This window comes from Kitasatospora sp. NPDC085895 (assembly GCF_040702125.1).
Lineage (GTDB): Bacteria > Actinomycetota > Actinomycetes > Streptomycetales > Streptomycetaceae > Kitasatospora > Kitasatospora arboriphila.
On record NZ_JBFBJY010000006.1, the window covers coordinates 93,807 to 118,922 of the forward strand.

Annotated in this window: 20 protein-coding genes; 12 read left to right on the top strand and 8 right to left on the bottom strand. The window is 72.7% G+C overall.

The window, feature by feature from the left end; all coding sequences use genetic code 11:
* Window positions 1-40 precede the first annotated feature (40 nt).
* From AB0442_RS05700 to AB0442_RS05720, 5 genes are all read right to left on the bottom strand, one after another.
* A complete protein-coding gene (locus AB0442_RS05700) occupies window positions 41-2,179 on the bottom strand; it encodes a restriction endonuclease (RefSeq protein ID WP_366160809.1) in 2,139 nt (712 codons plus the stop codon).
* 125 nt (window positions 2,180-2,304) lie between these two features.
* Window positions 2,305-2,709 (bottom strand): peptide-methionine (R)-S-oxide reductase MsrB, encoded by a 405-nt coding sequence (gene msrB / locus AB0442_RS05705; RefSeq protein ID WP_344626228.1) that lies wholly within the window; start codon window positions 2,707-2,709, stop codon window positions 2,305-2,307.
* Between the two features lie 13 nt (window positions 2,710-2,722).
* Entirely contained in the window at window positions 2,723-4,129 is a 1,407-nt protein-coding gene (gene murC, locus AB0442_RS05710) for a UDP-N-acetylmuramate--L-alanine ligase (RefSeq protein WP_344626229.1), read from the bottom strand.
* Window positions 4,130-4,219: 90 nt separating this feature from the next.
* Window positions 4,220-4,678, bottom strand: a complete 459-nt coding sequence (locus AB0442_RS05715) for an indole-3-glycerol phosphate synthase (RefSeq protein WP_363542096.1) — start codon at window positions 4,676-4,678, stop codon at window positions 4,220-4,222.
* A 109-nt stretch (window positions 4,679-4,787) separates the two neighbouring features.
* On the bottom strand, window positions 4,788-5,585 hold the full coding sequence (locus AB0442_RS05720) for a dihydrofolate reductase family protein (protein ID WP_366160812.1): 798 nt from the start codon (window positions 5,583-5,585) through the stop codon (window positions 4,788-4,790).
* Between the two features lie 37 nt (window positions 5,586-5,622).
* Here AB0442_RS05720 and zapE point away from each other — a divergent pair, with 37 nt between their 5' ends.
* The 4 genes from zapE to AB0442_RS05740 all read left to right on the top strand — a co-directional run bounded on the left by zapE (window position 5,623) and on the right by AB0442_RS05740 (window position 10,935).
* A complete protein-coding gene (gene zapE / locus AB0442_RS05725) occupies window positions 5,623-6,687 on the top strand; it encodes a cell division protein ZapE (protein ID WP_366160813.1) in 1,065 nt (354 codons plus the stop codon).
* A 73-nt stretch (window positions 6,688-6,760) separates the two neighbouring features.
* On the top strand, window positions 6,761-8,854 hold the full coding sequence (gene uvrB / locus AB0442_RS05730; RefSeq protein WP_366160814.1) for an excinuclease ABC subunit UvrB: 2,094 nt from the start codon (window positions 6,761-6,763) through the stop codon (window positions 8,852-8,854).
* A 251-nt stretch (window positions 8,855-9,105) separates the two neighbouring features.
* On the top strand, window positions 9,106-9,684 hold the full coding sequence (locus AB0442_RS05735; protein ID WP_359980102.1) for a TerD family protein: 579 nt from the start codon (window positions 9,106-9,108) through the stop codon (window positions 9,682-9,684).
* Window positions 9,685-9,945: 261 nt separating this feature from the next.
* On the top strand, window positions 9,946-10,935 hold the full coding sequence (locus AB0442_RS05740; RefSeq protein ID WP_366160815.1) for a TerC family protein: 990 nt from the start codon (window positions 9,946-9,948) through the stop codon (window positions 10,933-10,935).
* A 43-nt stretch (window positions 10,936-10,978) separates the two neighbouring features.
* Here AB0442_RS05740 and AB0442_RS05745 read toward each other — a convergent pair whose 3' ends face one another.
* The 3 genes from AB0442_RS05745 to AB0442_RS05755 all read right to left on the bottom strand — a co-directional run bounded on the left by AB0442_RS05745 (window position 10,979) and on the right by AB0442_RS05755 (window position 13,125).
* On the bottom strand, window positions 10,979-11,593 hold the full coding sequence (locus AB0442_RS05745; RefSeq protein WP_366160816.1) for a CYTH domain-containing protein: 615 nt from the start codon (window positions 11,591-11,593) through the stop codon (window positions 10,979-10,981).
* A 7-nt stretch (window positions 11,594-11,600) separates the two neighbouring features.
* Entirely contained in the window at window positions 11,601-12,254 is a 654-nt protein-coding gene (locus AB0442_RS05750; RefSeq protein ID WP_344626237.1) for an MBL fold metallo-hydrolase, read from the bottom strand.
* Window positions 12,255-12,339: 85 nt separating this feature from the next.
* Window positions 12,340-13,125 carry a maleylpyruvate isomerase family mycothiol-dependent enzyme gene (locus AB0442_RS05755; RefSeq protein ID WP_366160818.1) on the bottom strand — a complete coding sequence of 262 codons (786 nt, stop codon included), beginning with the start codon at window positions 13,123-13,125 and terminating at the stop codon, window positions 12,340-12,342.
* A 451-nt stretch (window positions 13,126-13,576) separates the two neighbouring features.
* On the opposite strand from AB0442_RS05755, the gene uvrA reads away from it, so the two are divergent.
* The 8 genes from uvrA (at window position 13,577) to AB0442_RS05795 (ending at window position 25,115) form a co-directional block, all read left to right on the top strand.
* Complete coding sequence (gene uvrA, locus AB0442_RS05760) at window positions 13,577-16,561, top strand: excinuclease ABC subunit UvrA (RefSeq protein WP_363542087.1); 2,985 nt, start codon at window positions 13,577-13,579, stop codon at window positions 16,559-16,561.
* Window positions 16,562-16,706: 145 nt separating this feature from the next.
* Window positions 16,707-17,210: a Rieske (2Fe-2S) protein gene (locus AB0442_RS05765; protein ID WP_366160819.1), complete on the top strand. Its 504-nt coding sequence runs from the start codon at window positions 16,707-16,709 to the stop codon at window positions 17,208-17,210.
* A 67-nt stretch (window positions 17,211-17,277) separates the two neighbouring features.
* Complete coding sequence (uvrC, locus tag AB0442_RS05770) at window positions 17,278-19,329, top strand: excinuclease ABC subunit UvrC (RefSeq protein ID WP_366160820.1); 2,052 nt, start codon at window positions 17,278-17,280, stop codon at window positions 19,327-19,329.
* A 124-nt stretch (window positions 19,330-19,453) separates the two neighbouring features.
* Entirely contained in the window at window positions 19,454-20,332 is an 879-nt protein-coding gene (rapZ, locus tag AB0442_RS05775; protein ID WP_363542116.1) for an RNase adapter RapZ, read from the top strand.
* A gap of 73 nt (window positions 20,333-20,405) precedes the next feature.
* On the top strand, window positions 20,406-21,482 hold the full coding sequence (gene yvcK / locus AB0442_RS05780; protein WP_366160821.1) for a uridine diphosphate-N-acetylglucosamine-binding protein YvcK: 1,077 nt from the start codon (window positions 20,406-20,408) through the stop codon (window positions 21,480-21,482).
* Window positions 21,473-22,453 (top strand): DNA-binding protein WhiA, encoded by a 981-nt coding sequence (whiA, locus tag AB0442_RS05785; RefSeq protein ID WP_030266394.1) that lies wholly within the window; start codon window positions 21,473-21,475, stop codon window positions 22,451-22,453. Before yvcK ends, whiA begins: the two co-directional genes overlap by 10 nt.
* A 294-nt stretch (window positions 22,454-22,747) precedes the next feature.
* Window positions 22,748-23,752, top strand: coding sequence for a type I glyceraldehyde-3-phosphate dehydrogenase (gene gap, locus AB0442_RS05790; RefSeq protein ID WP_366160822.1), 1,005 nt, complete (start codon window positions 22,748-22,750; stop codon window positions 23,750-23,752).
* Between the two features lie 157 nt (window positions 23,753-23,909).
* A complete protein-coding gene (locus tag AB0442_RS05795) occupies window positions 23,910-25,115 on the top strand; it encodes a phosphoglycerate kinase (protein WP_366160823.1) in 1,206 nt (401 codons plus the stop codon).
* Window position 25,116 lies beyond the last annotated feature (1 nt).

Sequence of the window (25,116 nt, forward strand, 5' to 3'; positions counted from 1 at the left end):
GGGTGCTGCCCCGACCTGCTGCCCCCGGGGTGTTGCCCCCTCAGCCGACGTCGACGCCGTGGGCGCGGGCGAGGCCGGCGAGGCCGTCCGCCCAGCCCTGGCCGACCGCGCGGACCTTCCACACCTCGGGGCCGCCGGCCGACCGGTGCCGGTAGACCTCGGCGACCAGCATCGCCGACACCGCGGGGTCGGACGGCGGGCGGAACGACCAGGCGGTGCCGTCCTCGGCGTGCAGCAGCAGGTCCGCGTCGGTGAGTCCGGCGCAGGTCAGCCCGGTGTCGGCGTCCATGTTGACGGAGACGGCGACCCGGTGGACGTCCGGCGGGAGGTCGGCCGGCCGCAGCACCGCCGACTCGGTGCGCCGCCCGTCCGCGGCGGCCTTCTCGCCGAGCAGCACCGCCCCGCCCGCGGCGCTGCGCTGGTGGTAGAAGACGAAGTCGCCGTCGGAGCGGACCAGGCCCTCGGCGGTGAGCAGCAGCAGCGTCAGGTCGGCGTCCGCGCCGGCGGAGGAGAAGCGGACGGTCAGCGCGGCGAGCGCGCTCTCCGGCAGCACCGCGTTCTGCCCGGGTGCGAGCACCGTCGCCGCCGCGGCCGCCGCGGCCGCCGCGGGCACGGCGGGTGCCGTCCGCCGCCCGGTGCCGCGGCCCGCCGCGCCGTCCGTCTCGAGCCGTCCGGCGAGTCCGTGCTCGCGGAGCAGGGCGACCAGCATCGGGCCGTCCACCAGGGTCAGCGGCCGGCCCTCGACCCAGCGCCGGGAGCCGGGGCCGAAGCCGGAGGTGGTGACGAGGATGCCGCGGTTGGCGCCGCAGCGGGCCATGGTGGCGTCCAGGTCGCGGACGGCGGTGGGCGGCACGGTGTGCCGGTAGCGCTTGGCCTGGATGACGATCTGCCCGCCGGTGATCGGGTCCGGGTCCTCCGCCAGCACGTCGACGCCCTCGTCGCCGCTGCGGGCGGTCGTCCGGGTGCGCAGGCCGCGGCGGCGGAAGAGTTCGGCGATCAGTTCCTCGAAGGCGATCGGGTCCATGGTGAACAGGTCCGGCCCTTCGTCGCCGGCCGGCGCGGCCGCCGCCGCGGGGGAGCCCGTGGCGTGCGGCCGGACGCCCTCCGGCTTGTCCGGGCGCGCGGACAGCCGGCCGTCCAGCGCCTCCACCAGGCAGTCCACCGCCTCGACCCGCTCCAGGTCGAGCGCGAGGAAGTCGGCCCGTTCGGCGGCCACCGAGACCAGGCAGCGGCTCTCCTCCCGGCCGGTCGCCGGGTCGACGGCCTCGACCACGCCGTGCACCACGACGGAGGAGAGCAGGCCCGCGCCGTCCGCCCGGAACGCCTCAGCGAGCACCCGCAGCGCGCACTGCGCCACGACCTCCCGGTAGAGCGTCCGCCGCTCGCCGGCCGGGCGGGCCACCTCGGCGTCCCGGTCGTCGGTCTTCACGTACCGGTGCCGGGCGACGGCCGGCACCACCGAGAAGTCGGGCAGCGGCCACTCCACGACCAGTTGGCGGGCCCCGGCGTCCCAGCGGGCCTCGGCCGTGTGCGGGAAGCCCTCGGGCCAGTCGTCGCGCCACCCGAGCGCCGTCTCGAAGTACTCCTCGACGGCCTCCGGGGCGCCCGAGCGCAGTCCGGCCACCAACTGCCCGGCGTGGGCCGCGAGCCGCTGCCGGGAGACCAGCCAGCCGTCGAACTCGGCCCGGTACTCGGCGAGCCGGCGCTGCCGTTCCTGCTCGGCGGCCTGCGCCGCGTACCAGTCCTGTTCGAACCGGGCGCGGGCCTGCGCGGCCTGCTCGTCCCACGCCCGCCGGGCCGCCGGGTCGAACGCCTGCGCGCCCGTCAGCGGCGGTATCAGGTACCAGGACTGGTCGGGCACCGGCACCGGCACGCCCAGCTGCCCGGGGTCGAAGGCGGCCGCGGGCGCCGCCAGGTCCGCGGGCGAGAAGGGCCGCCCGCGCAGGCCCGCGGCGAGCGTCCCGCGCAGCGCCGCGACGCGGTCCTCCAGTTCGGCCGTCCGCCGGGCCGCGTCCGCCTCCCGGCTCTGCCGGTACGCCTTGAGAGCCTCGCGCTGGCCCTGGGCGGCCGCCCGTTCCGCCTCCCGGCGGGCCCGCTCGTACTGCCGCTGCGCGGCCGCGTCGGCGCGGCGCTGCGCCTCCTCCCGGCGGTGCTGTTGGCGCTGTGCCTCCGCCAGCATGGCCAGTACTCCGGAAGTGCGACGCCCTGCCACCGTTGTCCTCTCGTGCGGTTCGACCGATGATCAGTCTGGCACGGTGTGGCGCCGCGGTGACAGGGCGTGCGGAGGTGAGCCCGGGCCGGCCCCTACTCGGCGGGCCGGAGGGTCAGCGAGATGCTGTTGATGCAGTAGCGCTGGTCGGTCGGGGTCTCGTAGCCCTCGCCCTCGAAGACGTGGCCGAGGTGGCTGCCGCAGCGGGCGCAGCGGACCTCCACCCGGCGCATCCCGAAGGACGTGTCCTGGATGTACTCGACGCGGTCCTCGGCCAGCGGCGCGTAGTACGAGGGCCAGCCGCAGTGGCTCTCGAACTTCGTCTCACTGCTGAAGAGCTCGGCCCCGCAGGCCCGGCAGCCGTACACGCCGACCGTCTTGGTGTCGGTGTACTCGCCGGTGAAGGCGGGCTCGGTGCCGGCCTCGCGGAGCACGCGGTACTCCTCGGGCGACAGCTCGGCACGCCACTCGGCGTCGGTCTTCTGGATCTCGTGGGTCACGGAAGTCCTCCCATCAGGCACCGGGTGCAACGTCCGCGAGGCGGGCGAGAATTTCCGGGCCCAGGTTGGTCACGTCGCCCGCGCCCATGGTGAGCACCAGGTCGCCCGGCTTCGCCAGGGCGGCCATCCGCTCCGGGGCGGCGGCGAACGCGTGCTCCGCGGCCACGTCGGCGCCGGCCTTCCGGGCGGCGTCGATGATCAGCTCGCTGGTGACGCCGGGGATCGGGTCCTCGCGGGCCGGGTAGATGTCGAGCACCACCGAGGCGTCGGCCATCGCCAGCGCGTCGCCCATCTCCGCGGCCAGCTGCTGGGTGCGGCTGAACAGGTGCGGCTGGAAGACCACCAGCACCCGGCCGGCGCCCGCGGCCTCGCGGATCGCCTCCAGGTCGGCGGCCATCTCGGTCGGGTGGTGCGCGTAGGAGTCGATCACCTGCACGCCGGCGGCCTCGCCCTTGAGCTGCAGCCGGCGGCGCACGCCGGTGTAGCTGCCGAGCGCCTTCGCCAGGTCCGCGGCGGGCACGCCGAGCGCCACGCCGGCGGCCAGCGCGGAGACCGCGTTGTGCGCGTAGTGCCGGCCCGGCACGGAGACGGTGAAGGAGAGCTCCTCGCCGCCCAGCTCCACGGTGACCTCGCTGGTCATGCCGCGCGGCGAGACCGAGAGCACCCGCACGTCGGCGTCCTCGGCGGCGCCGACCGTCACCACGTTCAGGCCCACCCGGCCGCGGACCCGGCGGGTCAGCTCCCGGGCGCCCTCGTGGTCGGCGGAGACCACCAGGGTGCCGCCGGGCACGATCCGGCCGACGAAGGTCTCGAAGGACTGGTGGATCTCCTCGATCGAGGCGTAGTTGGCGTGGTGGTCCAGCTCCACGTTGAGGACGATCGCCACCTCGGGCGCGTACTTGTGGAAGCTCCGGTCGCTCTCGTCGGCCTCCGCGACGAAGATGTCGCCGGTGCCGTGGTGCGCGTTGGAGCCCGGCGCGTCCAGGTCGCCGCCGATCGCGTACGAGGGATCGAGGCCGAGCTCGCCGAGGCTGACCGCCAGCATGCTGGTGGTGGTGGTCTTGCCGTGGGTGCCGGCGACGGCGAGCGCGCGGCGGCCGCCCATCAGCGCGGCGAGCGCGTCGGACCGGTGCACGACCGGGATCCCGCGCTCCCGGGCGGCGGCGAGTTCCGGGTTGTCCGCGCGGATCGCGCTGGAGACGACCACGCTGCTGGTGCCGGCCGGCAGGTTCTCCGCGGCGTGGCCGACGGCGACCTCGGCGCCGAGCGCGCGCAGCGCCAGCACCGTCTCGGACTCCTTCGCGTCGCTGCCGGAGACCTTGGCGCCCCGCACCGCGAGGATCTTCGCCAGTCCGGACATCCCGGCGCCGCCGATGCCGATGAAGTGCGGGGCGTGCAGGTCGTGCGCGGCGTCGTTCAAGGGATGCTCCGTACAGCCGGGGACTGGGAGGACGAGAACCGTCCTCGCGGTGGTTCCGCAAGGACGATTCTGCACCACCGGCGGAGGAGCTCAGGAGTCGCTGGCGAACAGCTTGAGCACCGGGACGCCGACCTTGTGCCGCGCCCGCGACGCCCAGTCGCGGTGGAAGAACTCCTCCACGAAGTGCGGCGAGGTCAGCACCAGCACCTCGTCCGCGCCGTGCTCCTCGACCACGCTCCGCAGGCCGTCGAGCGGATTCTCCTGCACCACCCGGCCGGTGGCTTCGGCGCCCGACTCGCGCAGGTGGCGCAGGCTGTGCTCCAGGGACTCCTCGGCCACCGTGGGCACCGACTCGTCGTCGTGCTCGTGCACCGCCTTGTCGAGATGGCCCAGCGCCACGTCGTCGAGTGCTCTCAACAGCTCGTCCTGTTTTCCGCGCGGCTGCATCAGCACCACGAAGGAGACCTTCTCGTCGCCGTGCAGCGTGGTGACCAGCTCGACGTCCGCGTCGGACAGCGCCTTTTCGATCATCAGTACGGTCTTGAACACGTGAGTCCCTTCGTACAGTGCAGGCCCCGGATCCGCTGTCCTCATCTTGCCCGGCGGAAGCTTTCCGCACGCTGCACACGCACCACACGGGCCACAGCGGCCGCCCGGGTCACCCCGCGGACGGTCCGGTCGGGCCGACCGGACCGTCCTCGACCCGGACGTAGCGGGTGAACAGGAAGCCGCCCTCCTCGATCAGCGACTCCAGCCGCATCGCCCGCACCTGCTCGACCGCGGCGCCGTACGCGATCCTCGGTGCGTCGCCGGCCGTCAGCAGCGGCGCCAGCGACAGGCACAGCTCGTCCAGCAGCCCGGCCGCCGCCAGCCCGCCCAGCAGCCGCGGGCCGCCCTCGGTCAGCTGCCGGGTCCAGCCGCGCGCCGCCAGCGCCGCCACCGCCGCGGCCAGGTCCACCGACCGCTCGCCGGCCACCACCACGTCCGCCACCGCGGCCACCGCCCGGCGCGCCTCGGTCGGGGAGTCCTCCGTGGTGACCACCACCGTGCGCACCAGCGGCTCGGTGAACAGCGGCGCCGACAGGTCCAGCGCCAGCCGGCGGCTGACCACCGCGATCGCCGGCGCCGGGGCCTGGCCCGCCGCCGCCCGGGCCGCCGCGAACTCCTTCCGCGCCCGGGCCGGCCGGTAGCCCTCCGCCCGGACGGTCTCCGCCCCGACCAGCACCACGTCCGCGAGCGCCCGCAGCACCCCGAAGATCCGCTTGTCCGCGGCGCTCGACAGGCCCTCCGACAGGCCCGCCAGCCGGGCCGAGCCGTCCAGGCTGGACACCATGTTGGCGCGCAGCCACGGCCGCCCTCCGCGCACCCCGTCCGGGTAGGCGTACAGCGCGGCGAGCGCCTCCAGCGCGGCCGGGTCGGCGACGGGGGCTGTGAGCGGATTCATCAAGAGCTGCATGGTGGCGAGTCTTCCACGGGGCGTACCCTGTACTACCGTGCCCGCAGCCCCCCACGCCGACGCCACCGCCCCCGAGACGGCCACCGTGACAGCCCTCACCGACCGACGACCGGTCGTGCCCGCCGAGCGCCTGGTGGCCGAGATGGTCCCGCCGCCGCGGTTCGCCGGCGTCAGCTTCGGCAGCTACCTCCCGGACAGCACCCAGCCCAGCCAGTACGAGGCGGTGCAGGTCCTGGAGCAGTTCGCGGCCTCCCTCAACGGCAGCGGCGCGGCCCCGAAGCGCAGCTGGTTCCGGCGCGGTCCCGCCGTCCCGGCCGGTCCGGCCGGCATCTACCTCGACGGCGGCTACGGCGTCGGCAAGACCCACCTGCTCGCCTCGCTCTGGCACGCCACCCCCGGGCCCAAGGCCTTCGGCACCTTCGTCGAGCTGACCAACCTGGTCGGCGCCCTCACCTTCAAGGGCGCCGTCGAGACCCTCTCCGGGCACCGGCTGCTCTGCATCGACGAGTTCGAGCTCGACGACCCGGGCGACACCGTCCTCGTCTCCACCCTGCTCAGCCGCCTCGTGGAGAACGGCGTCAAGCTCGCCGCCACCTCCAACACCCTCCCCGACAAGCTCGGCGAGGGGCGCTTCGCGGCCGCCGACTTCCTCCGCGAGATCCAGGGCCTCTCGGCGCACTTCAGGCCCGTCCGGATCGACGGCCAGGACTACCGCCACCGCGGCCTGCCCGACGCCCCGCCGCCGTACACCGACGACGAGGTCACCGCCCGCGCCGCCACCGCCCCCGGCGCCTCGCTGGACGACTTCGACGCCCTGCTCGAACACCTCAAGAACGTCCACCCGAGCCGGTACGGCGCCATGCTCGACGACGTCCACGCCGTCTTCCTGCGCGGCGTCCGGCCGGTCGACGACCAGTCCACCGCCCTGCGGCTGGTCGTCCTCGCCGACCGCATGTACGACCGGGAACTCCCCGTCACCGCCTCCGGCGTCCCCTTCGACCGGGTCTTCCCCGAGGACATGCTGTGCGGCGGCTACCGCAAGAAGTACCTCCGCGCCGTCTCCCGCCTGGTCGCCCTCGCCCGCGACAGCTCCAAGGGCTGACACCGGCCGCCCGGGCAGGGCCCGGCTCCCCGTAGGGCCCTGCACTGTCGGTGCGGGGCCGTACGGTGGAGTGGTGCGCCCCATCACGAGTATCGAGCGGTCCACGACGCCCTTCGAGGTCGTCAGCCCCTACCAGCCCAACGGCGACCAGCCGGCGGCCATCGCCGAGTTGGAGCGCCGCATCCGCGGCGGCGAGAAGGACGTCGTCCTGCTCGGTGCGACCGGCACCGGCAAGTCCGCGACCACGGCGTGGATGATCGAGAAGCTGCAGCGCCCCACCCTGGTGATGGCGCCGAACAAGACGTTGGCGGCCCAGCTGGCCAACGAGTTCCGCGAGCTGCTGCCCAACAACGCGGTCGAGTACTTCGTCTCGTACTACGACTACTACCAGCCCGAGGCGTACGTCCCGCAGACGGACACCTACATCGAGAAGGACTCCTCGATCAACGAGGAGGTCGAGCGGCTGCGGCACTCCGCGACCAACTCCCTGCTGACCCGCCGCGACGTGGTCGTGGTCGCCTCGGTGTCCTGCATCTACGGCCTCGGCACCCCGCAGGAGTACGTGGACCGGATGGTGCCGCTCAAGGTCGGCGAGGAGATCGACCGGGACGCCCTGCTCCGCCGGTTCGTCGACATCCAGTACACCCGCAACGACCTCGCCTTCACCCGCGGCACCTTCCGGGTCCGCGGCGACACGATCGAGATCTTCCCGGTGTACGAGGAGCTCGCCGTCCGGATCGAGATGTTCGGCGACGAGATCGAGGCGCTCTACACGCTGCACCCGCTCACCGGCGAGATCATCAGCCAGGACGACTCGGTCTACGTCTTCCCCGCCTCGCACTACGTCGCCGGCCCGGAGCGGATGGAGCGCGCGGTCAACGACATCGAGAAGGAGCTCGGCGAGCGCCTGGCGGTGCTGGAGAAGCAGGGCAAGCTGCTGGAGGCCCAGCGGCTGCGGATGCGCACCACGTACGACATCGAGATGCTCCGCCAGATCGGCAGCTGCTCCGGCGTCGAGAACTACTCGATGCACTTCGACGGCCGCGCGCCCGGCACCGCGCCGAACACCCTGCTCGACTACTTCCCGGAGGACTTCCTCCTGGTCATCGACGAGTCGCACGTGACGGTGCCGCAGATCGGCGCGATGTACGAGGGCGACGCCTCCCGCAAGCGCACCCTGGTCGACCACGGGTTCCGACTGCCGTCCGCGATGGACAACCGCCCGCTGAAGTGGGAGGAGTTCCTGGAGCGGATCGGGCAGACGGTCTACCTCTCGGCGACCCCCGGCAAGTACGAGCTGTCCCGCGGCGACGGCGCGGTCCAGCAGATCATCCGCCCGACCGGCCTGATCGACCCCGAGGTGATCGTCAAGCCCACCGAGGGCCAGATCGACGACCTGGTGCACGAGGTCCGCACCCGCGTCGAGCGGGACGAGCGCGTCCTGGTCACCACCCTCACCAAGAAGATGGCCGAGGACCTCACCGACTACATGCTCGGCCTGGACATCCGGGTGCGGTACCTGCACAGCGACATCGACACGCTGCGCCGGGTCGAGCTGCTCCGCGAGCTGCGGGCCGGCGAGTACGACGTGCTGGTGGGCATCAACCTGCTCCGCGAGGGCCTGGACCTGCCCGAGGTGTCGCTGGTGGCGATCCTGGACGCCGACAAGGAGGGCTTCCTGCGGTCGGGCACCTCGCTGATCCAGACCATCGGCCGTGCGGCGCGCAACGTCTCCGGCCAGGTGCACATGTACGCGGACCGGATCACCCCGGCGATGGAGCTGGCGATCGAGGAGACCAACCGGCGCCGGGCCGTGCAGCAGGCGTACAACGAGGCGAACGGCATCGACCCGCAGCCGCTGCGCAAGAAGATCGGCGACATCCTGGACACCCTCGCCCGGGAGGACGTCGACACCGAGCAGCTGCTCTCCACCGGCTACCGCGGGTCGGGCGGCAAGACCCGCACCCCCGTCCCGGCGCTCGGGGCGGACCGCAAGCCGGCCAAGAGCCTGCCCGCGGCCGAGCTGGCCCAGCTCATCCAGGACCTCACCGACCGGATGCACGCCGCCGCCGCCGAGCTGCAGTTCGAGGTGGCCGCCCGGCTGCGCGACGAGGTCGGCGAGCTGAAGAAGGAGCTCCGGCAGATGCGGGAGGCCGGGATGGCCTGATCCCGCCCGGCCGGACGCGCTCCCACGGGCCGTCCCCGAGCAGGAACACCCTGCATGACATGTGCCCGCAGGCCCTAGGCTGGCCTGCGGGCACCGGTCGTCGAACAGGAGACCCGGCCGCGCGGGCGCGGCGGGCGGCGGCGGTGCGGCCGCAGGGCACTGGGGGCCTCGGCCGGGGGACGGCAACGGGGTGTTCCGTCCGAGCGCGGTGGGACCGCTCCCGCCGGGCCGAGCAGAGAGAGGGAAGCACCGTGTCGGTGAATCTGGCCAAGGGGCAGAGCGTCAGCCTGCAGAAGAGCTCGGGGGAGTCGCTGACGGTCGTGCGGATGGGCCTGGGCTGGCGGGCCGCCGTCCGCAAGGGCCTGTTCGGCAGCCGCAGCCGCCAGGTCGACCTGGACGCCTCGGCCCTGCTGTACGCCGAGCGCACCCCCTCCGACGTCGTGTTCTTCCAGCACCTGGCCAGCAACGACGGCTCGGTGCAGCACACCGGGGACAACCTGACCGGTGGTGCAGGCGGGGGCGACGACGAGGTGATCCTGGTCGACCTGATGCGGGTGCCGGTGCACATCACCCAGATCGTGTTCACCGTCAGCTCGTACACCGGGCAGAGCTTCACCGAGGTGCAGGACGCGCACTGCCGACTGGTCGACGAGTCCACCGGCCAGGAACTGGCCCGCTACGAGCTGGCGGCGGGCGGGCGGCACACCGGGCAGATCATGGCGAAGGTGTACCGCGAGCCGGAGGGCGGCTGGGCGATGCAGGCGATCGGCGCACCGGCGCGGGCCAGGACCTTCCAGGACATGCTGCCCGCGATCGAGCCCTACCTCTGAGGCCGCCGGGGGCGTCCGGCGGCACCCCCCGGGCGGCTCCGCCCCCGACGACTCTTTACCTTCTTTACCTTGTCTTGGGGATTCTGTTAGCCTCGGCGTAGAGCGGAGGGGAGTACTCCCCAGCGGCAGCCCCGTCATCACGGACGTCCGCCCATCGGGTGTCCCGGGGTGCCGGCCCGCGTGCTCCTTCGGTGAGCCGCAGGGTGGAGGAGACCTCCGGCAGTGACGATGCCTGTTCGCCTACCTGCCGGAGGAGCAGACGTGGACGTTTCCCTTGGCCTGTGGATCGGCACGATCGGGGTGCTGGTCGCCCTGATCGTGGCCGACTTCTTCATCGGCGGCCGCAAACCGCACGAGGTCTCCGTCAAGGAGGCCGGGATCTGGACGGTCGTCTGGATCGTCCTCGCGGTGCTGTTCGGCGCCTTCCTCTGGAAGCAGTACGGCTCGCAGCCCGCGAGCGAGTTCTTCGCCGGCTACATCACCGAGAAGTCGCTGAGCGTCGACAACCTCTTCGTCTTCATCCTGATCATGGGCAAGTTCGCGGTGCCGCGGATCTACCAGCAGCGCGTGCTGATGTTCGGCGTGATCATCGCGCTGGTGCTGCGGGCGGTCTTCATCGCCGGCGGCGCGGCCCTGGTCTCCACCTTCTCGTGGGTCTTCTACATCTTCGGCGCCTTCCTCGTCTGGACGGCGTGGAAGCTCGTCCAGGACGCCCGCTCCGACGAGGAGGAGGAGTTCGAGGAGAACCGCCTGCTCAAGGCGATCGAGAAGCGCTTCCCGGCGACCGACAAGTACCACGGCACCAAGCTCTTCGTCGTGGAGAACGGCCGCCGGCTGATGACCCCGATGCTGATCGTCATGCTGGCGATCGGCACCACGGACGTGCTCTTCGCCCTGGACTCGATCCCCGCGATCTTCGGCCTGACGCAGGACCCGTACATCGTGTTCACCGCGAACGCCTTCGCGCTGATGGGCCTGCGCCAGCTGTACTTCCTGATCGGCGGCCTGCTGAAGAAGCTGGTCCACCTCGCCTACGGCCTGTCGGTGATCCTCGGCTTCATCGGCGTCAAGCTGGTGCTGCACGCGCTGCACGAGAGCGGCGTGCACGTGCCGGAGGTCAGCATCGGCGTCTCGCTGGGCTTCATCGTGGCGGTGCTCGCCGTCACCACGGTCACCAGCCTGGTCGCCTCCCGCCGGCAGGAGCGCGCGGCCCTCGAAGCGGCGGACGAGCGCGACGGCGCGGACGTCTGACCCACCCGATCCCGCAGCGGCGGGGTGCGACCGCGGGGACCGGTCACGCCCCGCCGCTGCGTCCGCGTGCGGCGGCCACCGCGTCGGTGTACGCCTCGGCCGTGAGGTCCGCGGGCGGCACGCCCAGCTCGGCCAGGACGCCGCGGACGGCCGCCAGGGCCGCCGGCAGCTCGTCCTCCCCGCAGACCGTCTCCACCTCCAGGAAGATCCCGGTGAGCTCCGGGACCTCGACCAGGGTGGCCAGCAGCTCGCGGCCGTCCCGGCGGAGCGGATGGTTGCGGCAGTGCTTCTCGAAGGCCAGCGCCGGCCGGTAGCCGAGCCCGTGCAGCACCGCCGCGGTGCCCGCCGGGTCGGCGACGGCGGTCTCGGCCTCCGGTTTGGCCCCGGACACCGCGTCGAGGCGGGCGTCCTTCCAGGTCAGCAGGGTGCGGCTGCCCGCCGGGCCGGTGACGGTACGCAGTCGCAGCTCGCGGTCGCCGCGGGCCAGCGAGCCGTCCGGCAGGTCGTAGTAGGTGTCCCGGTACACCTCGGCCCGGCCGGGGCCGGCCAGCGCGCGGAGCCGGGCCCGGACGGCGGCGGGATCGCGGACGACGGCCTTGAGCTCGGCCTCGACCGTGCGGCCCGGCGGCGCGCCGCCGCCGTCCCGGTGCAAGGTCACCGGCCGGTCACCAGCCGCGCTCGCGCCACTCGCCGAGGTGCGGGCGCTCGGCGCCGAGCGTGGTGTCGTTGCCGTGGCCGGGGTAGACCCAGGCCTCGTCCGGCAGCACGTCGAAGATCTTCTCGTTGACGTCGCGGAAGAGGCTGGCGAAGGCCTCCGGGTCCTTCCAGGTGTTGCCGACGCCGCCGGGGAAGAGGCAGTCGCCCGTGAACACGTGCGGATGGCCCTGCGGGTCGTCGTAGACCAGCACGATCGCGCCGGGGGTGTGGCCGACCAGCTTGCGCACGGTGAGCTCGACCTGGCCGACCCGCAGCACGTCGCCGTCATCCAGCAGCAGCTCGGTGGGGACGTCGATGGCCTCGGCGTCGATCCGGCCGGCCGCGGTGCGGGCGCCGGTGGCGGCCACCACCTCGGCCAGCGCGGCCCAGTGGTCGTGGTGCCGGTGGGTGGTCACCACCGTGGCCAGGGTGTCGCCGACCGTCTCCAGCAGGGTGGGCGCGTCGGCCGCCGCGTCGATCAGCAGCTGCTCGTCGGTGGCACGGCAGCGCAGCAGGTAGGCGTTGTTGTCGTACGGCCCGACCGCCACCTTGGTGACGATCAGGTGGGCGAGCTCCCGCACGTCGGGCGGGCCGCCGACCTTGACCGCTCCGTGGTAGGACATCGCTACGCTCCTCGATCGTCGGGGCCGGGCACCGCGGCGCGGCCGGGTGCCGGCTGAAGGTCCGTCACCTGCAATCATCGCCTGTTCAGTTCAGCGGCGGAAGCTGCGGCAGCACGGTCCGCGGGTCGGGCAGCAGCACTCCGGCCCGGTGCACCTGCAGGCCGTCGCCGTCGGAGCGGCCGGAGAGCCAGGCGGTGAGCGCCCGGACGGGGCCCTCCACGGCCAGCTCGGGGCCGGCCGGCTCGCCGATCCTGGCCCGGGCCCCGGTGTCCTCGGCGGTCAGCGCGACGCCGGGCAGCCCCTCGGCGCCGTCCAGCCGGGCGGCGAGGCGGGCCAGCTCGGCCGAGGCGAAGGACTCCGGCCAGTGCGCGGGGGTGTATCCGGCGTCCAGGTCGACGTGGTGGTACTCGACCTCCATCAGCCGCTTCCAGGGCACGTCGTACGCGGGGAAGACGTAGCCGGTGCGGTGCCGCAGCGGCACCGTCCAGGCGGTGCCCGGCAGGCTCCCGGCGGCCGCGGCCAGCCGCTCGGAGCTCCGCCGCAGGTCGGCCAGCTGCTCGTCGAGCGGGCGGCCGGCGCCGTCCCGGATGCCCTGCTCGCGCGCCTCCGGGCTCGCGTACTGGGGGACGTCGACGCCGGTGCGGGCGGTCTCCAGCAGGTTCACCAGGGAGTCGGCGTTGCGCGAGAGGTGGGCCAGCACGTGGCCGCGGGTCCAGCCGGGCAGTGCGGACGGGCCGCCGAGGGCGTCCGGGTCGAGGTCGGCGACGGTGCGCAGCAGGTGGCCGGTGCCCTCGGCGACGGCCTTGAGGTTCTCGGCGGCCCTGGCCGCGGCCTCCTCGGGCGGGATGCCGGCGGATGCGGGGTCGGTCATGGCGCTCTCCCGGGGCGGTGCCGTGGTGCGTCCGGCGTTTCCCCTCGGGGCCGCCGGTCGTTGTCACGGCGACGCTACCGCCCGTCGACCGCGCCGAGCTGGGGCTTTCCCCGCCTTGATGATCAACGCGTCGAGGCCGCATCACTCATTCGGGTGGTCTCCACTGGACAAGGTCGATATTCGAACGCCTGCGCTATAGGCTGGCTGTCCCGAGTCGGAAGAAATCGCCCGTCCAGCTGGTTGCCTTCCCTGGGGCATGCTCGCGGCCGCCACCGGTGCGGCCGCTGCCGCCAGGGCCGGGCCGCGGTGGGATCCGAGGACGCGCCGACCGCCCGCACGCATGCCCCGAAGCACCCCGAAGCACCCCGAAGCACTCCAGAGCCCCTCGGAAGCGCTCCGAAGCCCTCAAGCCCCCGAAGCCCCACCTCCCCGGAGAAAGGCGCCAGAAGCAGTGGCCGACCGCCTGATCGTCCGCGGTGCTCGCGAGCACAACCTCAAGAACGTCTCGCTCGACCTGCCCCGCGACTCCCTCATCGTCTTCACCGGCCTCTCCGGGTCCGGCAAGTCCTCGCTGGCCTTCGACACGATCTTCGCCGAGGGGCAGCGCCGCTACGTCGAGTCGCTGTCCTCCTACGCCCGGCAGTTCCTCGGCCAGATGGACAAGCCGGACGTGGACTTCATCGAGGGCCTGTCGCCCGCGGTCTCGATCGACCAGAAGTCCACCAGCCGCAACCCGCGGTCCACGGTCGGCACCATCACCGAGGTCTACGACTACCTCCGCCTGCTGTTCGCCCGGATCGGCAAGCCGCACTGCCCGCACTGCTCGCGGCCGATCGCCCGGCAGTCGCCGCAGGCCATCGTCGACCGGGTGCTGGAGCTCACCGAGGGCACCCGCTTCCAGGTGCTCAGCCCCGTGGTGCGCGAGCGCAAGGGCGAGTTCGCCGACCTCTTCGCCGACCTGCAGTCCAAGGGCTACGCCCGGGCCCGGGTGGACGGCGCGACCGTCCAGCTCACCGAGCCGCCGGTGCTCAAGAAGCAGGAGAAGCACACCATCGAGGTGGTCGTCGACCGCCTGACGGTCAAGGAGAGCGCCAAGCGCCGGCTGACCGACTCGGTCGAGACGGCGCTCAAGCTCTCCGGCGGCATGGTGGTGCTCGACTTCGTCGACCTCGCGGAGGACGACCCGGAGCGCGAGCGGATGTACTCCGAGCACCTCTACTGCCCGTACGACGACGTCTCCTTCGAGGAGCTGGAGCCGCGCTCCTTCTCCTTCAACTCGCCGTTCGGCGCCTGCCCGGAGTGCTCCGGCCTCGGCAACCGGATGGAGGTCGACCCGGAGCTGGTGATCCCGGACGAGGAGAAGTCGCTCGACGAGGGCGCCATCCACCCGTGGTCCCAGGGCCACACCAAGGAGTACTTCCAGCGCCTGATCGACGCGCTCGCCGGCGAGCTCGGCTTCCGCACCGACATCCCCTGGGCCGGGCTGCCCGCCCGCGCCCGCAAGGCCCTGCTGTACGGCCACCGCACCCAGGTCGAGGTCAAGTACCGCAACCGGTACGGCCGCGACCGCTCGTACACCACGTCCTTCGAGGGCGCGGTGCCGTTCGTGCAGCGCCGCCACTCCGAGGCCGAGAGCGACTCCAGCCGCGAGCGCTTCGAGGGCTACATGCGCGAGGTGCACTGCCCCGCCTGCAACGGCACCCGGCTCAAGCCGGTGGTGCTCGCCGTGACGATCCAGGACAGGTCGATCGCCGACGTCTCGGCGATGTCGATCAGCGACTGTGCCGAGTTCCTCGGCGCGATGAAGCTGACCGCCCGCGACAAGAAGATCGCCGAGCGGGTCCTCAAGGAGGTCAACGAGCGGCTGCGCTTCCTGGTCGACGTCGGCCTGGACTACCTCTCGCTCAACCGGGCCGCGGGCACCCTCTCCGGCGGCGAGGCCCAGCGCATCCGGCTCGCCACCCAGATCGGCTCCGGCCTGGTCGGCGTGCTCTACGTCCTCGACGAGCCGTCCATCGGCCTGCACCAGCGGGACAACCACCGGCTGATCGAGACGCTGGTGCGGCTGCGCGACATCGGCAACACCCTGATCGTCGTCGAGCACGACGAGGACACCATCAAGACGGCCGACTGGGTCGTCGACATCGGCCCCGGCGCCGGCGAGCACGGCGGCAAGGTCGTGCACTCCGGCTCGCTGAAGGAGCTGCTAGCCAACGACGAGTCGCTGACCGGCCAGTACCTCTCCGGCCGGCGCTCCATCCCGACCCCGGCCGTCCGCCGCCCGCGGGACAAGAAGCGCCAGCTGATCGTGCACGGCGCCCGCGAGCACAACCTGCAGGACGTCACCGTCGGCTTCCCGCTCGGCACCTTCACCGCGGTCACCGGCGTCTCCGGCTCCGGCAAGTCCACCCTGGTCAACGACATCCTCTACACCCACCTCGCGCGGGAGCTCAACGGCGCCCGCAGCGTGCCCGGCCGGCACACCCGGATCACCGGCACCGACCTGGTGGACAAGGTGGTGCACGTCGACCAGTCGCCGATCGGCCGCACCCCGCGGTCCAACCCGGCCACCTACACCGGGGTCTTCGACCACGTCCGCCGGCTCTTCGCGGAGACCCAGGAGGCCAAGGTCCGCGGCTACCTGCCCGGCCGGTTCTCCTTCAACGTCAAGGGCGGCCGCTGCGAGAACTGCTCCGGCGACGGCACCATCAAGATCGAGATGAACTTCCTGCCGGACGTCTACGTCCCGTGCGAGGTCTGCCACGGCGCCCGCTACAACCGGGAGACGCTGGAGGTCCACTACAAGGGCAGGTCCATCGCCGAGGTGCTGGACATGCCGATCGAGGAGGCGCTGGCCTTCTTCGAGGCCGTCCCGGCGATCGCCCGGCACCTGCGCACCCTCAACGACGTCGGCCTCGGCTACGTCCGGCTCGGCCAGTCCGCGCCGACCCTGTCCGGCGGCGAGGCCCAGCGCGTCAAGCTCGCCTCCGAGCTGCAGAAGCGCTCCACCGGCCGCACCGTGTACGTCCTCGACGAGCCGACCACCGGTCTGCACTTCGAGGACATCAGCAAGCTGATCAAGGTGCTGGAGGGCCTGGTCGACAAGGGCAACACGGTGATCGTCATCGAGCACAACCTCGACGTGATCAAGACCGCCGACTGGATCGTCGACATGGGCCCGGAGGGCGGCAACGGCGGCGGCACGGTCGTCGCCGAGGGCACCCCGGAGGAGATCGCCGCGATCACCGCCAGCCACACCGGCAAGTTCCTGCGGGACATCCTCGCCGGGGTCTCCGACGCGGCCGTTCCCGCCGCCCGCCGCGGCGGCAGCCGCAGCACGGCGGCCAAGGCCGCGGGCAGCACCGCCGGGGCCGCGGGCGCCGCCGCCAAGTCCGGCACCGGCACCGCCCGCAAGCGGGCCGCCGCCAAGAAGTAGCCGGGCACACGCTCACCGAACCTCCCCGGCCCGCTGCCGGCCGGGGAGGTGGTGTGTCAGTACCTCTCGGCCGGGCGGGAACGCCCAGGTACGGGGCATAGACTGCGGCCGGTCCGCCCGTACCCGCGTCCGAGGAGCCGCCCGCATGAACGAGCCCGTCGCCACCGCCTCCGCCGCCGAGACCGACCGCGGCCCCGCCGCCTCCCGCCGCACCCTGCTGTGCGGCGCGGCCGCCGTGCTCGCCGCGGGCGGCGCCGTCGCGGTCACCGGCTGCTCGTCCTCGGGATCCTCCGGGTCCTCGGGTTCGTCCGGCTCGACGGGCGGCTCCGGCGGCACCCAGGCGCAGAACGCGGCCCCGGTCGACCTCGGCCCGGCCGCCGACATCCCGGTCGGCGGCGGCAAGGTCTTCCGCGAGCAGAAGATCGTGGTCACCCAGCCCGCCGCGGGCGAGTACAAGGCGTTCAGCGCCAAGTGCACCCACGCCGGCTGCATCGTCGACGAGGTCAAGGACAAGACGATCGACTGCCCCTGCCACGGCAGCCGCTTCTCGATCACCGACGGCGCCGTCGAGGGCGGCCCGGCCCCCAAGCCGCTGCCCTCCTACGAGGTGGCCGTCGTCAACAACAACGTCCAGGTCACACCCGCCTGATCGGTTCGCGGCCGCACCCCGGGAAACCGGCCACGGGCGGTCATCGGCAGTCGGTACGGTAGGGGGCATGGCAGACCCGTCCACCTACCGTCCGGCGCCCGGTGCGATCCCGCTCTCACCCGGGGTGTACCGGTTCCGCGACGAGCACGGCCGGGTCATCTACGTCGGCAAGGCCAAGAGCCTGCGTCCCCGGCTCTCCTCCTACTTCCAGGACCTCGCGGGCCTGCACCCGCGCACGGCCACCATGGTCACCACCGCCGCCTCGGTGGAGTGGACGGTGGTCGGCACCGAGGTCGAGGCGCTGCAGCTGGAGTACTCCTGGATCAAGGAGTTCGACCCCCGCTTCAACGTCAAGTACCGCGACGACAAGAGCTACCCCGAGCTCGCCGTCACCCTCAACGAGGAGTTCCCCCGCGTGCAGGTCATGCGGGGGGCGCACAAGAAGGGCGTGCGCTACTTCGGCCCGTACGGCCACGCCTGGGCGATCCGCGAGACCGTCGACCTGCTGCTCCGCGTCTTCCCCGTCCGCACCTGCTCCAACGGCGTCTTCAAGCGCGCGAGCCAGGTCGGCCGGCCCTGCCTGCTCGGCTACATCGGCAAGTGCGCCGCACCCTGCGTCGGCAAGGTCTCCGCCGACGAGCACCGCGCCCTCGCCGAGGAGTTCTGCGACTTCATGGCCGGCCGCACCGGCGGTCACCTGCGCCGCCTGGAGCAGCAGATGCAGGAGGCCGCCGCCGCCATGGAGTACGAGAAGGCGGCCCGGCTCCGCGACGACATCGGCGCCCTCAAGCGTGCCATGGAGAAGAACGCGGTCGTCCTCGCCGACGGCACCGACGCCGACGTGCTCGCCCTCGCCGAGGACGAGCTGGAGGCCGCCGTCCAGATCTTCCACGTCCGCGGCGGCCGGGTCCGCGGCCAGCGCGGCTGGGTCACCGACCGGGTCGAGGACGTCGACACCGCCTCCCTGGTCGAGCACGCCCTGCAGCAGCTGTACGGCTCCGGCACCGAGAACGTGCCCCGCGAGGTGCTCGTCCCGGCGCTGCCCGAGCCGGCCGGGCCCGTCCGCGAGTGGCTCACCGGCCTGCGCGGCGCCCAGGTCGACCTCCGCGTCCCGCAGCGCGGTGACAAGAAGGACCTGATGGCGACGGTGCACCGGAACGCCCAGCAGGCGCTCGCGCTGCACAAGACCAAGCGCGCCTCCGACCTCACCACCCGCAGCCGCGCCCTCCAGGAGATCGCCGACGCGCTGGAGCTCGACTCCGTGCCGCTGCGCATCGAGTGCTTCGACATCTCCCACCTGCAGGGCGAGGACGTGGTCGCCTCGATGGTCGTCTTCGAGGACGGCCTGGCCCGCAAGAGCGAGTACCGGCGCTTCCAGATCAAGGGCTTCGCCGGGCAGGACGACGTCCGCTCGATGCACGAGGTGATCGGCCGGCGCTTCCGCCGCTACCTCCAGGAGCGCGAGCGGACCGGCGAGTGGGCCGTCCCCGAGGACACCGGCGCCGACGAGGCACCCGACGGCGCCCCCGGGCCCGGCGGGGACGCCGCCGGCCCGGTCGACCCGGAGACCGGCCGCCCCCGCCGCTTCGCCTACCCGCCGCAGCTGCTGGTCGTCGACGGCGGTCAGCCGCAGGTCGCCGCCGCCCGCCGGGCCCTCGACGAGCTCGGCATCGACGACGTCGCCCTCTGCGGCCTCGCCAAGCGGCTGGAGGAGGTCTGGCTGCCCGGCCAGGACGACCCGGTCGTGCTGCCGCGCACCAGCGAGGGCCTCTACCTGCTGCAGCGGGTGCGCGACGAGGCGCACCGCTTCGCCATCGCCTACCAGCGCTCCAAGCGCTCCAAGCGCCTCACCACCGGCGGGCTGGACGCGGTGCCCGGGCTCGGCGAGACCCGCCGCCAGGCACTGCTCAAGCACTTCGGCTCCCTCAAGCGGCTGCGGTCCGCCACCGTGGACGAGCTGTGCGAGGTGCCCGGGATCGGCCGCCGCACCGCGGAGACCGTTGCGGCCGCGTTGGCCTCCCGGCCACCTGCCGTCCTCGCGGTGAACACCGCCACCGGCGAGATCATTGACGACAGCGCCGACCCCGCAGGGGCCGGCGCGCCCCGGGAGACGCCATGACGGCCGATGACGCCCGTCGCCGCGCTGTCCCCGGCACCGCCCCCGCCGGTGGTGCCGGGAAGCACCGCCGGGTCCGGGGCGTTCTTCCGAAGCGAATCACCGAGAGCGGGGAACCGAAGTGAACGTGTCCGACGTGGGCGACAACGCACCGGAGCTGGTGATCATCTCCGGCATGTCCGGCGCCGGCCGGAGCACCGCGGCCAAGTGCCTGGAGGACCTGGGCTGGTTCGTGGTGGACAACCTGCCGCCCGCGCTGATCCCCACCATGGTGGACCTCGGCGCACGCTCGCAGGGCTCCGTGCCCCGGATCGGCGCCGTCGTCGACGTCCGCGGCCGCAGCTTCTTCGACGACCTGCTCACCTCGCTGGAGGAGCTGGAGAAGCGCGGCGTGCGGCTGCGCGTCGTCTTCCTGGACTCCTCGGACGAGGCGCTGGTGCGCCGCTTCGAGTCCGTCCGCCGTCCGCACCCGCTGCAGGGCGACGGCCGGATCGTCGACGGCATCGCCCAGGAGCGCGAGCTGCTGCGCGACCTGCGCGGCGAGGCCGACCTGGTGATCGACACCTCCAACCTCAACGTCCACCAGCTGCGCGCCAAGCTCGACGCCCAGTTCGCCGACAACGACGAGCCCGAGCTGCGCGCCACCGTGATGTCCTTCGGCTTCAAGTACGGCCTGCCGGTCGACGCCGACCTGGTGGTGGACTGCCGCTTCCTGCCGAACCCGCACTGGGTGCCGGAGCTGCGGGCCCACACCGGTACGGACAGCGACGTCGCCGACTACGTGTTCAAGCAGCCCGGTGCCCAGGAGTTCCTGGACGGTTACGCGGAGTTGCTGAGGATCGTGACCGAAGGGTATCGCCGGGAGGGCAAGCGCTACATGACTCTTGCCGTAGGCTGCACCGGTGGCAAGCACCGCAGCGTCGCCATGTCCGAGCGGCTGACCAGGCGTCTGATCGCGGACGGCGTCGAAACGGTGCTCGTCCACCGCGACATGGGCCGGGAGTGACCGGCCGGGGCTGACCCCGGCCGGGCGTCCCGGGCCCGCCCAAGGGAGCACGAGACAGGAACATGGGGTCGGTGTGACGGGATACTCGCCAGCACGGCAGTTCCAGCAGAGGTCTGGCGAGCGAGCCCCGGCCGGAAGCAGTCCGGCTGCCCAGAAGTCGCGCCCCGGGGCGCCCAGGATCACCGCGCTCGGCGGCGGCCAGGGGCTGTCCGCCTCGCTGTCCGCGCTGCGCCGGCTCACCAACGAGCTCACCGCCGTGGTCACCGTCGCCGACGACGGCGGCTCCAGCGGGCGGCTGCGCGCCGAGCTCGGCGTGCTGCCGCCGGGCGACCTGCGCAAGGCGCTCGCCGCGCTCTGCGGCGACGACGAGTGGGGCCGCACCTGGTCCGAGGTCATCCAGCAGCGCTTCACCGGTGACGGCGACCTCGGCGGGCACGCCGTCGGCAACCTGCTGATCGTCGCCCTCTGGGAGAAGCTCCGCGACCCGGTCGAGGCGCTCAACTGGGTGGGCCGGCTGCTCAACGTGCAGGGCCGGGTGCTGCCGATGTCGGCCGTCCCGCTGGAGATCAAGGCCGAGGTCCGCGGGCACGACCCGGCCCGTCCGCACGAGCTCACCGCCGTCCGCGGGCAGGCCGCCGTCGCCGTGACCCCCGGCACCGTGCAGTCGGTCCGGCTGCTGCCGGAGGAGCCGCCGGCCGTGCCGGAGGCCGTGGAGGCCGTGCTGGAGGCGGACTGGGTGGTGCTCGGCCCCGGCTCCTGGTTCACCAGCGTGCTGCCGCACCTGCTGGTGCCCGAGCTCGCCAAGGCGCTGGTCGAGACCCGCGCGCGCCGGCTGCTCACCCTGAACCTCGCCCCCCAGCCCGGGGAGACCGAGGGCTTCAGCCCGCAGCGGCACCTCGACGTGATCGCCGACCACGCGCCGGACCTCGAGGTCGACGCCGTGCTGGTCGACGAGCGGGCGGTCACCGGCGGGGCGTTCGGCCTCGCCGACCTGGCCGGGCTGGAGAAGGCCGCCGAGCGGATGGGCGCGGCCCTGGTGCTCGGGCGGGTCGCCCGGGCGGACGGGACCCCGCGACACGACCCGGAGCTCCTGGCGGCTGCGTACGACCGGATTTTCCGGACACATGGAAGGATCGGCCCATGGCGATGACTCCTGCGGTGAAGGACGAAATCTCCCGGCTCCCGGTCACCCGGGCCTGCTGCCGGAAGGCCGAGGTCTCGGCGATCCTGCGGTTCGCGGGCGGCCTGCACATCGTGAGCGGCCGGATCGTGATCGAGGCGGAGCTGGACACGGCCATCGCGGCCCGGCGCCTGCGCAAGGACCTGCTGGAGATCTTCGGGCACTCCTCGGACCTGGTCGTGATGGCCCCCGGCGGGCTGCGCCGCGGCAGCCGGTACGTGGTCCGCGTGGTCAAGGACGGCGAGCTGCTCGCCCGGCAGACCGGCCTGGTGGACGGGCGCGGGCGGCCGATCCGCGGCCTGCCGCCGGCCGTGGTGTCCGGTGCGACCTGCGACGCCGAGGCCGCCTGGCGCGGCGCCTTCCTGGCGCACGGCTCGCTCACCGAGCCCGGCCGCTCCTCCTCGCTGGAGATCACCTGCCCCGGCTCCGAGGCGGCGCTCGCCCTGGTCGGCGCGGCGCGCCGGCTCGGCATCCCGGCCAAGGCCCGCGAGGTCCGCGGCGTCGACCGGGTGGTCATCCGGGACGGTGACGCGATCGGTGCGCTGTTGACCCGGCTGGGGGCGCACGAGGCGGTGCTCGCCTGGGAGGAGCGCCGGATGCGGCGCGAGGTGCGCGCCACCGCGAACCGGCTCGCGAACTTCGACGACGCCAACCTGCGCCGCTCGGCGCGCGCGGCGGTCGCGGCGGGCGCGCGCGTGCAGCGCGCGCTGGAGATCCTGGGCGACGAGGTGCCCGAGCACCTGGCCGCCGCCGGCCAGCTGCGGATGCAGCACAAGCAGGCCTCGCTGGAGGAACTCGGTGCGCTCGCCGACCCGCCGCTGACGAAGGACGCGGTGGCCGGCCGGATCCGCCGCCTGCTGGCGATGGCCGACAAGCGCGCCGCGGAGCTCGGGCTGCCGAGCACCGAGGCCAACCTCACCGACGAGATGGCGCTCAGCTGACAATCCGTGTTTCGCCATTCGGACACATAAAGGGGCGCGGGGAACGGCGCGAATCGGAAGGCGCGACTGCGCACCAGCCGATTCGCGCCGTTCCCCGCGCCCCTTTATGCACGCCCGCCACAGGAGTTACTCGCGGGTAATCCGATGGGCGGTCCGCGCGGTGCCGGGCCGCTCCGGGCGGAGAGGCGATGTGCCCAGCGGAGCCGCGGGGAGGTAGGGTCATGGGTGGTCGGGGACATCCCATTTCAACCCCCGTCGGAATTCAGTCCGGCGTACCTAAGAGGAGATCGGTTCGTGACGATCCGGGTAGGCATCAACGGATTCGGCCGTATCGGCCGCAACTTCTTCCGTGCGGTTCAGGCTCAGGGCGCGGACATCGAGATCGTCGGTGTCAACGACCTGACCGACACGAAGACCCTCGCGCACCTGCTCAAGTACGACTCGATCCTCGGCACCCTGCAGTCCGAGGTCTCCCACACCGCCGACAGCATCACCGTGGACGGCAAGACCTTCAAGGTCGTCGCCGAGCGCGACCCCGCGAACCTCCCCTGGGGTGAGCTGGGCGTCGACGTCGTCATCGAGTCCACCGGTATCTTCACCAAGGCCGAGCTTGCAAAGAAGCACGTCACGGCCGGCGCGAAGAAGGTCATCATCTCGGCGCCCGCGACGGACGAAGACGTCACCATCGTCATGGGTGTCAACGACGACAAGTACGACCCGGCGAACCACACCGTCATCTCGAACGCCTCCTGCACCACCAACTGCGTCGCCCCCCTGGCGAAGGTGCTGAACGAGAACTTCGGGATCGTCAAGGGTCTGATGACCACCGTCCACGCGTTCACCAACGACCAGGTCACGCTGGACTTCCCGCACAAGGACCTGCGCCGTGCCCGTGCCGCGTCGCTGAACATCATCCCGACCTCGACGGGTGCCGCGAAGGCCACCGCCCTGGTCCTGCCCGAGCTCAAGGGCAAGCTCGACGGCACCTCGCTGCGCGTCCCGGTGCCGACCGGCTCGATCACCGACCTGGTCGTGACCCTGGAGCGCGAGGTCACCGTGGAGGAGGTCAACGCGGCCTTCCAGAAGGCGGCCGAGGGCGACCTCAAGGGCATCCTGCAGTACACCGAGGACCCGATCGTCTCCTCCGACATCGTGAACTCGCCGTTCTCCACGATCTTCGACTCCCTGATGACCATGGCCCAGGGCAACCAGGTCAAGGTCTTCGGCTGGTACGACAACGAGTGGGGCTACTCGAACCGTCTCGTCAACCTGACCACGCTCGTCGGCGGCCAGCTCTGACCCCTGCGCGGGAGCTGACGTGACGTGAGGTGCGGGGCCCGGAAGGCTGACGCCGTCCGGGCCCCCGCTTCGCGTCCCCACCCTCGCCCGTCGTGTCATCCGGTGGCCCGCCGCCGTGCCGCCGACACGCACCACCTTCCTCGGGAGACCCAAGACCGTGAAGACGATCGAAGACCTCCAGGTCGCCGGCAAGCGGGTGTTCGTCCGCGCCGACCTGAACGTGCCGCTGTCCGGCGGGACCATCACCGACGACGGCCGGATCCGCGCCGTCGCGCCGACCATCGCCAAGCTGGTGCAGGCCGGCGCCAAGGTGGTCGTCGCCTCGCACCTGGGCCGCCCGAAGGGCGAGCCCGACCCGCAGTACTCCCTCGCGCCGGTGGCCGTCCGCCTCGGCGAGATCCTCGGCGTCCCGGTGTCCTTCGCCACCGACACCGTGGGCGAGAGCGCGAAGGCCACCGTCGCCGCCCTGGCCGACGGCGAGGTCACGCTGCTGGAGAACCTGCGCTTCAACACGGGCGAGACCGCCAAGGACGACGCCGAGCGCGGCGCCTTCGCCGACGAGCTGGCCGGCCTGGCCGACGTGTACGTGGGCGACGGCTTCGGTGCGGTGCACCGCAAGCACGCCTCGGTGTACGACCTGCCGGCCCGCCTGCCGCACGCGGTCGGCGACCTGATCGCCACCGAGGTGGGGGTGCTGAAGCGCCTCACCGACGAGGTGGCCCGCCCGTACGTGGTGGTGCTCGGCGGTTCGAAGGTCTCCGACAAGGTCGGCGTGATCGAGAACCTGCTCGGCAAGGCCGACAAGATCCTCATCGGCGGCGGCATGATGTACACCTTCATCGCGGCCCAGGGCCACGGCGTCGGTGCCTCGCTGCTGCAGGAGGACCAGATCCCGGTCGTCCAGGACTACCTGAAGCGCGGCGCCGAGCAGGGCGTGGAGTTCGTGATCCCGGTGGACACCGCGGTGTCCGGTTCGTTCCCGGACGTCAAGGGCGGGGCCCCGGTGGAGGACTTCGCGGTGGTCGACGCGGACGCCATCCCGGACGGCGCGCTCGGCCTGGACATCGGCCCGCGGACGGCGCAGCTGTTCGCGGAGAAGATCGCCGACGCGAAGACCGTGTTCTGGAACGGCCCGATGGGCGTGTTCGAGCACCCGGCGTTCGCCGAGGGCACCCGGGTCGTGGCCCAGGGCCTGATCGACTCCGACGCGTTCACCGTGGTCGGCGGCGGCGACTCCGCCGCGGCCGTCCGCACCCTGGGCTTCGACGAGACGAAGTTCGGGCACATCTCGACCGGCGGTGGCGCAAGCCTCGAGTACCTGGAGGGCAAGACCCTCCCCGGTCTCGCCGCCCTGGAAGGCTGAG

Coding starts and splice junctions, on each gene's coding strand:
- AB0442_RS05700 (WP_366160809.1), bottom strand. CDS start 2,179: ATGCTGGCGGAGGCACAGCGCCAACAGCACCGCCGGGAGGAGGCGCAG.
- AB0442_RS05720 (WP_366160812.1), bottom strand. CDS start 5,585: ATGCAGCTCTTGATGAATCCGCTCACAGCCCCCGTCGCCGACCCGGCC.
- AB0442_RS05750 (WP_344626237.1), bottom strand. CDS start 12,254: ATGTCCTACCACGGAGCGGTCAAGGTCGGCGGCCCGCCCGACGTGCGG.
- AB0442_RS05755 (WP_366160818.1), bottom strand. CDS start 13,125: ATGACCGACCCCGCATCCGCCGGCATCCCGCCCGAGGAGGCCGCGGCC.
- AB0442_RS05765 (WP_366160819.1), top strand. CDS start 16,707: ATGAACGAGCCCGTCGCCACCGCCTCCGCCGCCGAGACCGACCGCGGC.
- uvrC (WP_366160820.1), top strand. CDS start 17,278: ATGGCAGACCCGTCCACCTACCGTCCGGCGCCCGGTGCGATCCCGCTC.
- whiA (WP_030266394.1), top strand. CDS start 21,473: ATGGCGATGACTCCTGCGGTGAAGGACGAAATCTCCCGGCTCCCGGTC.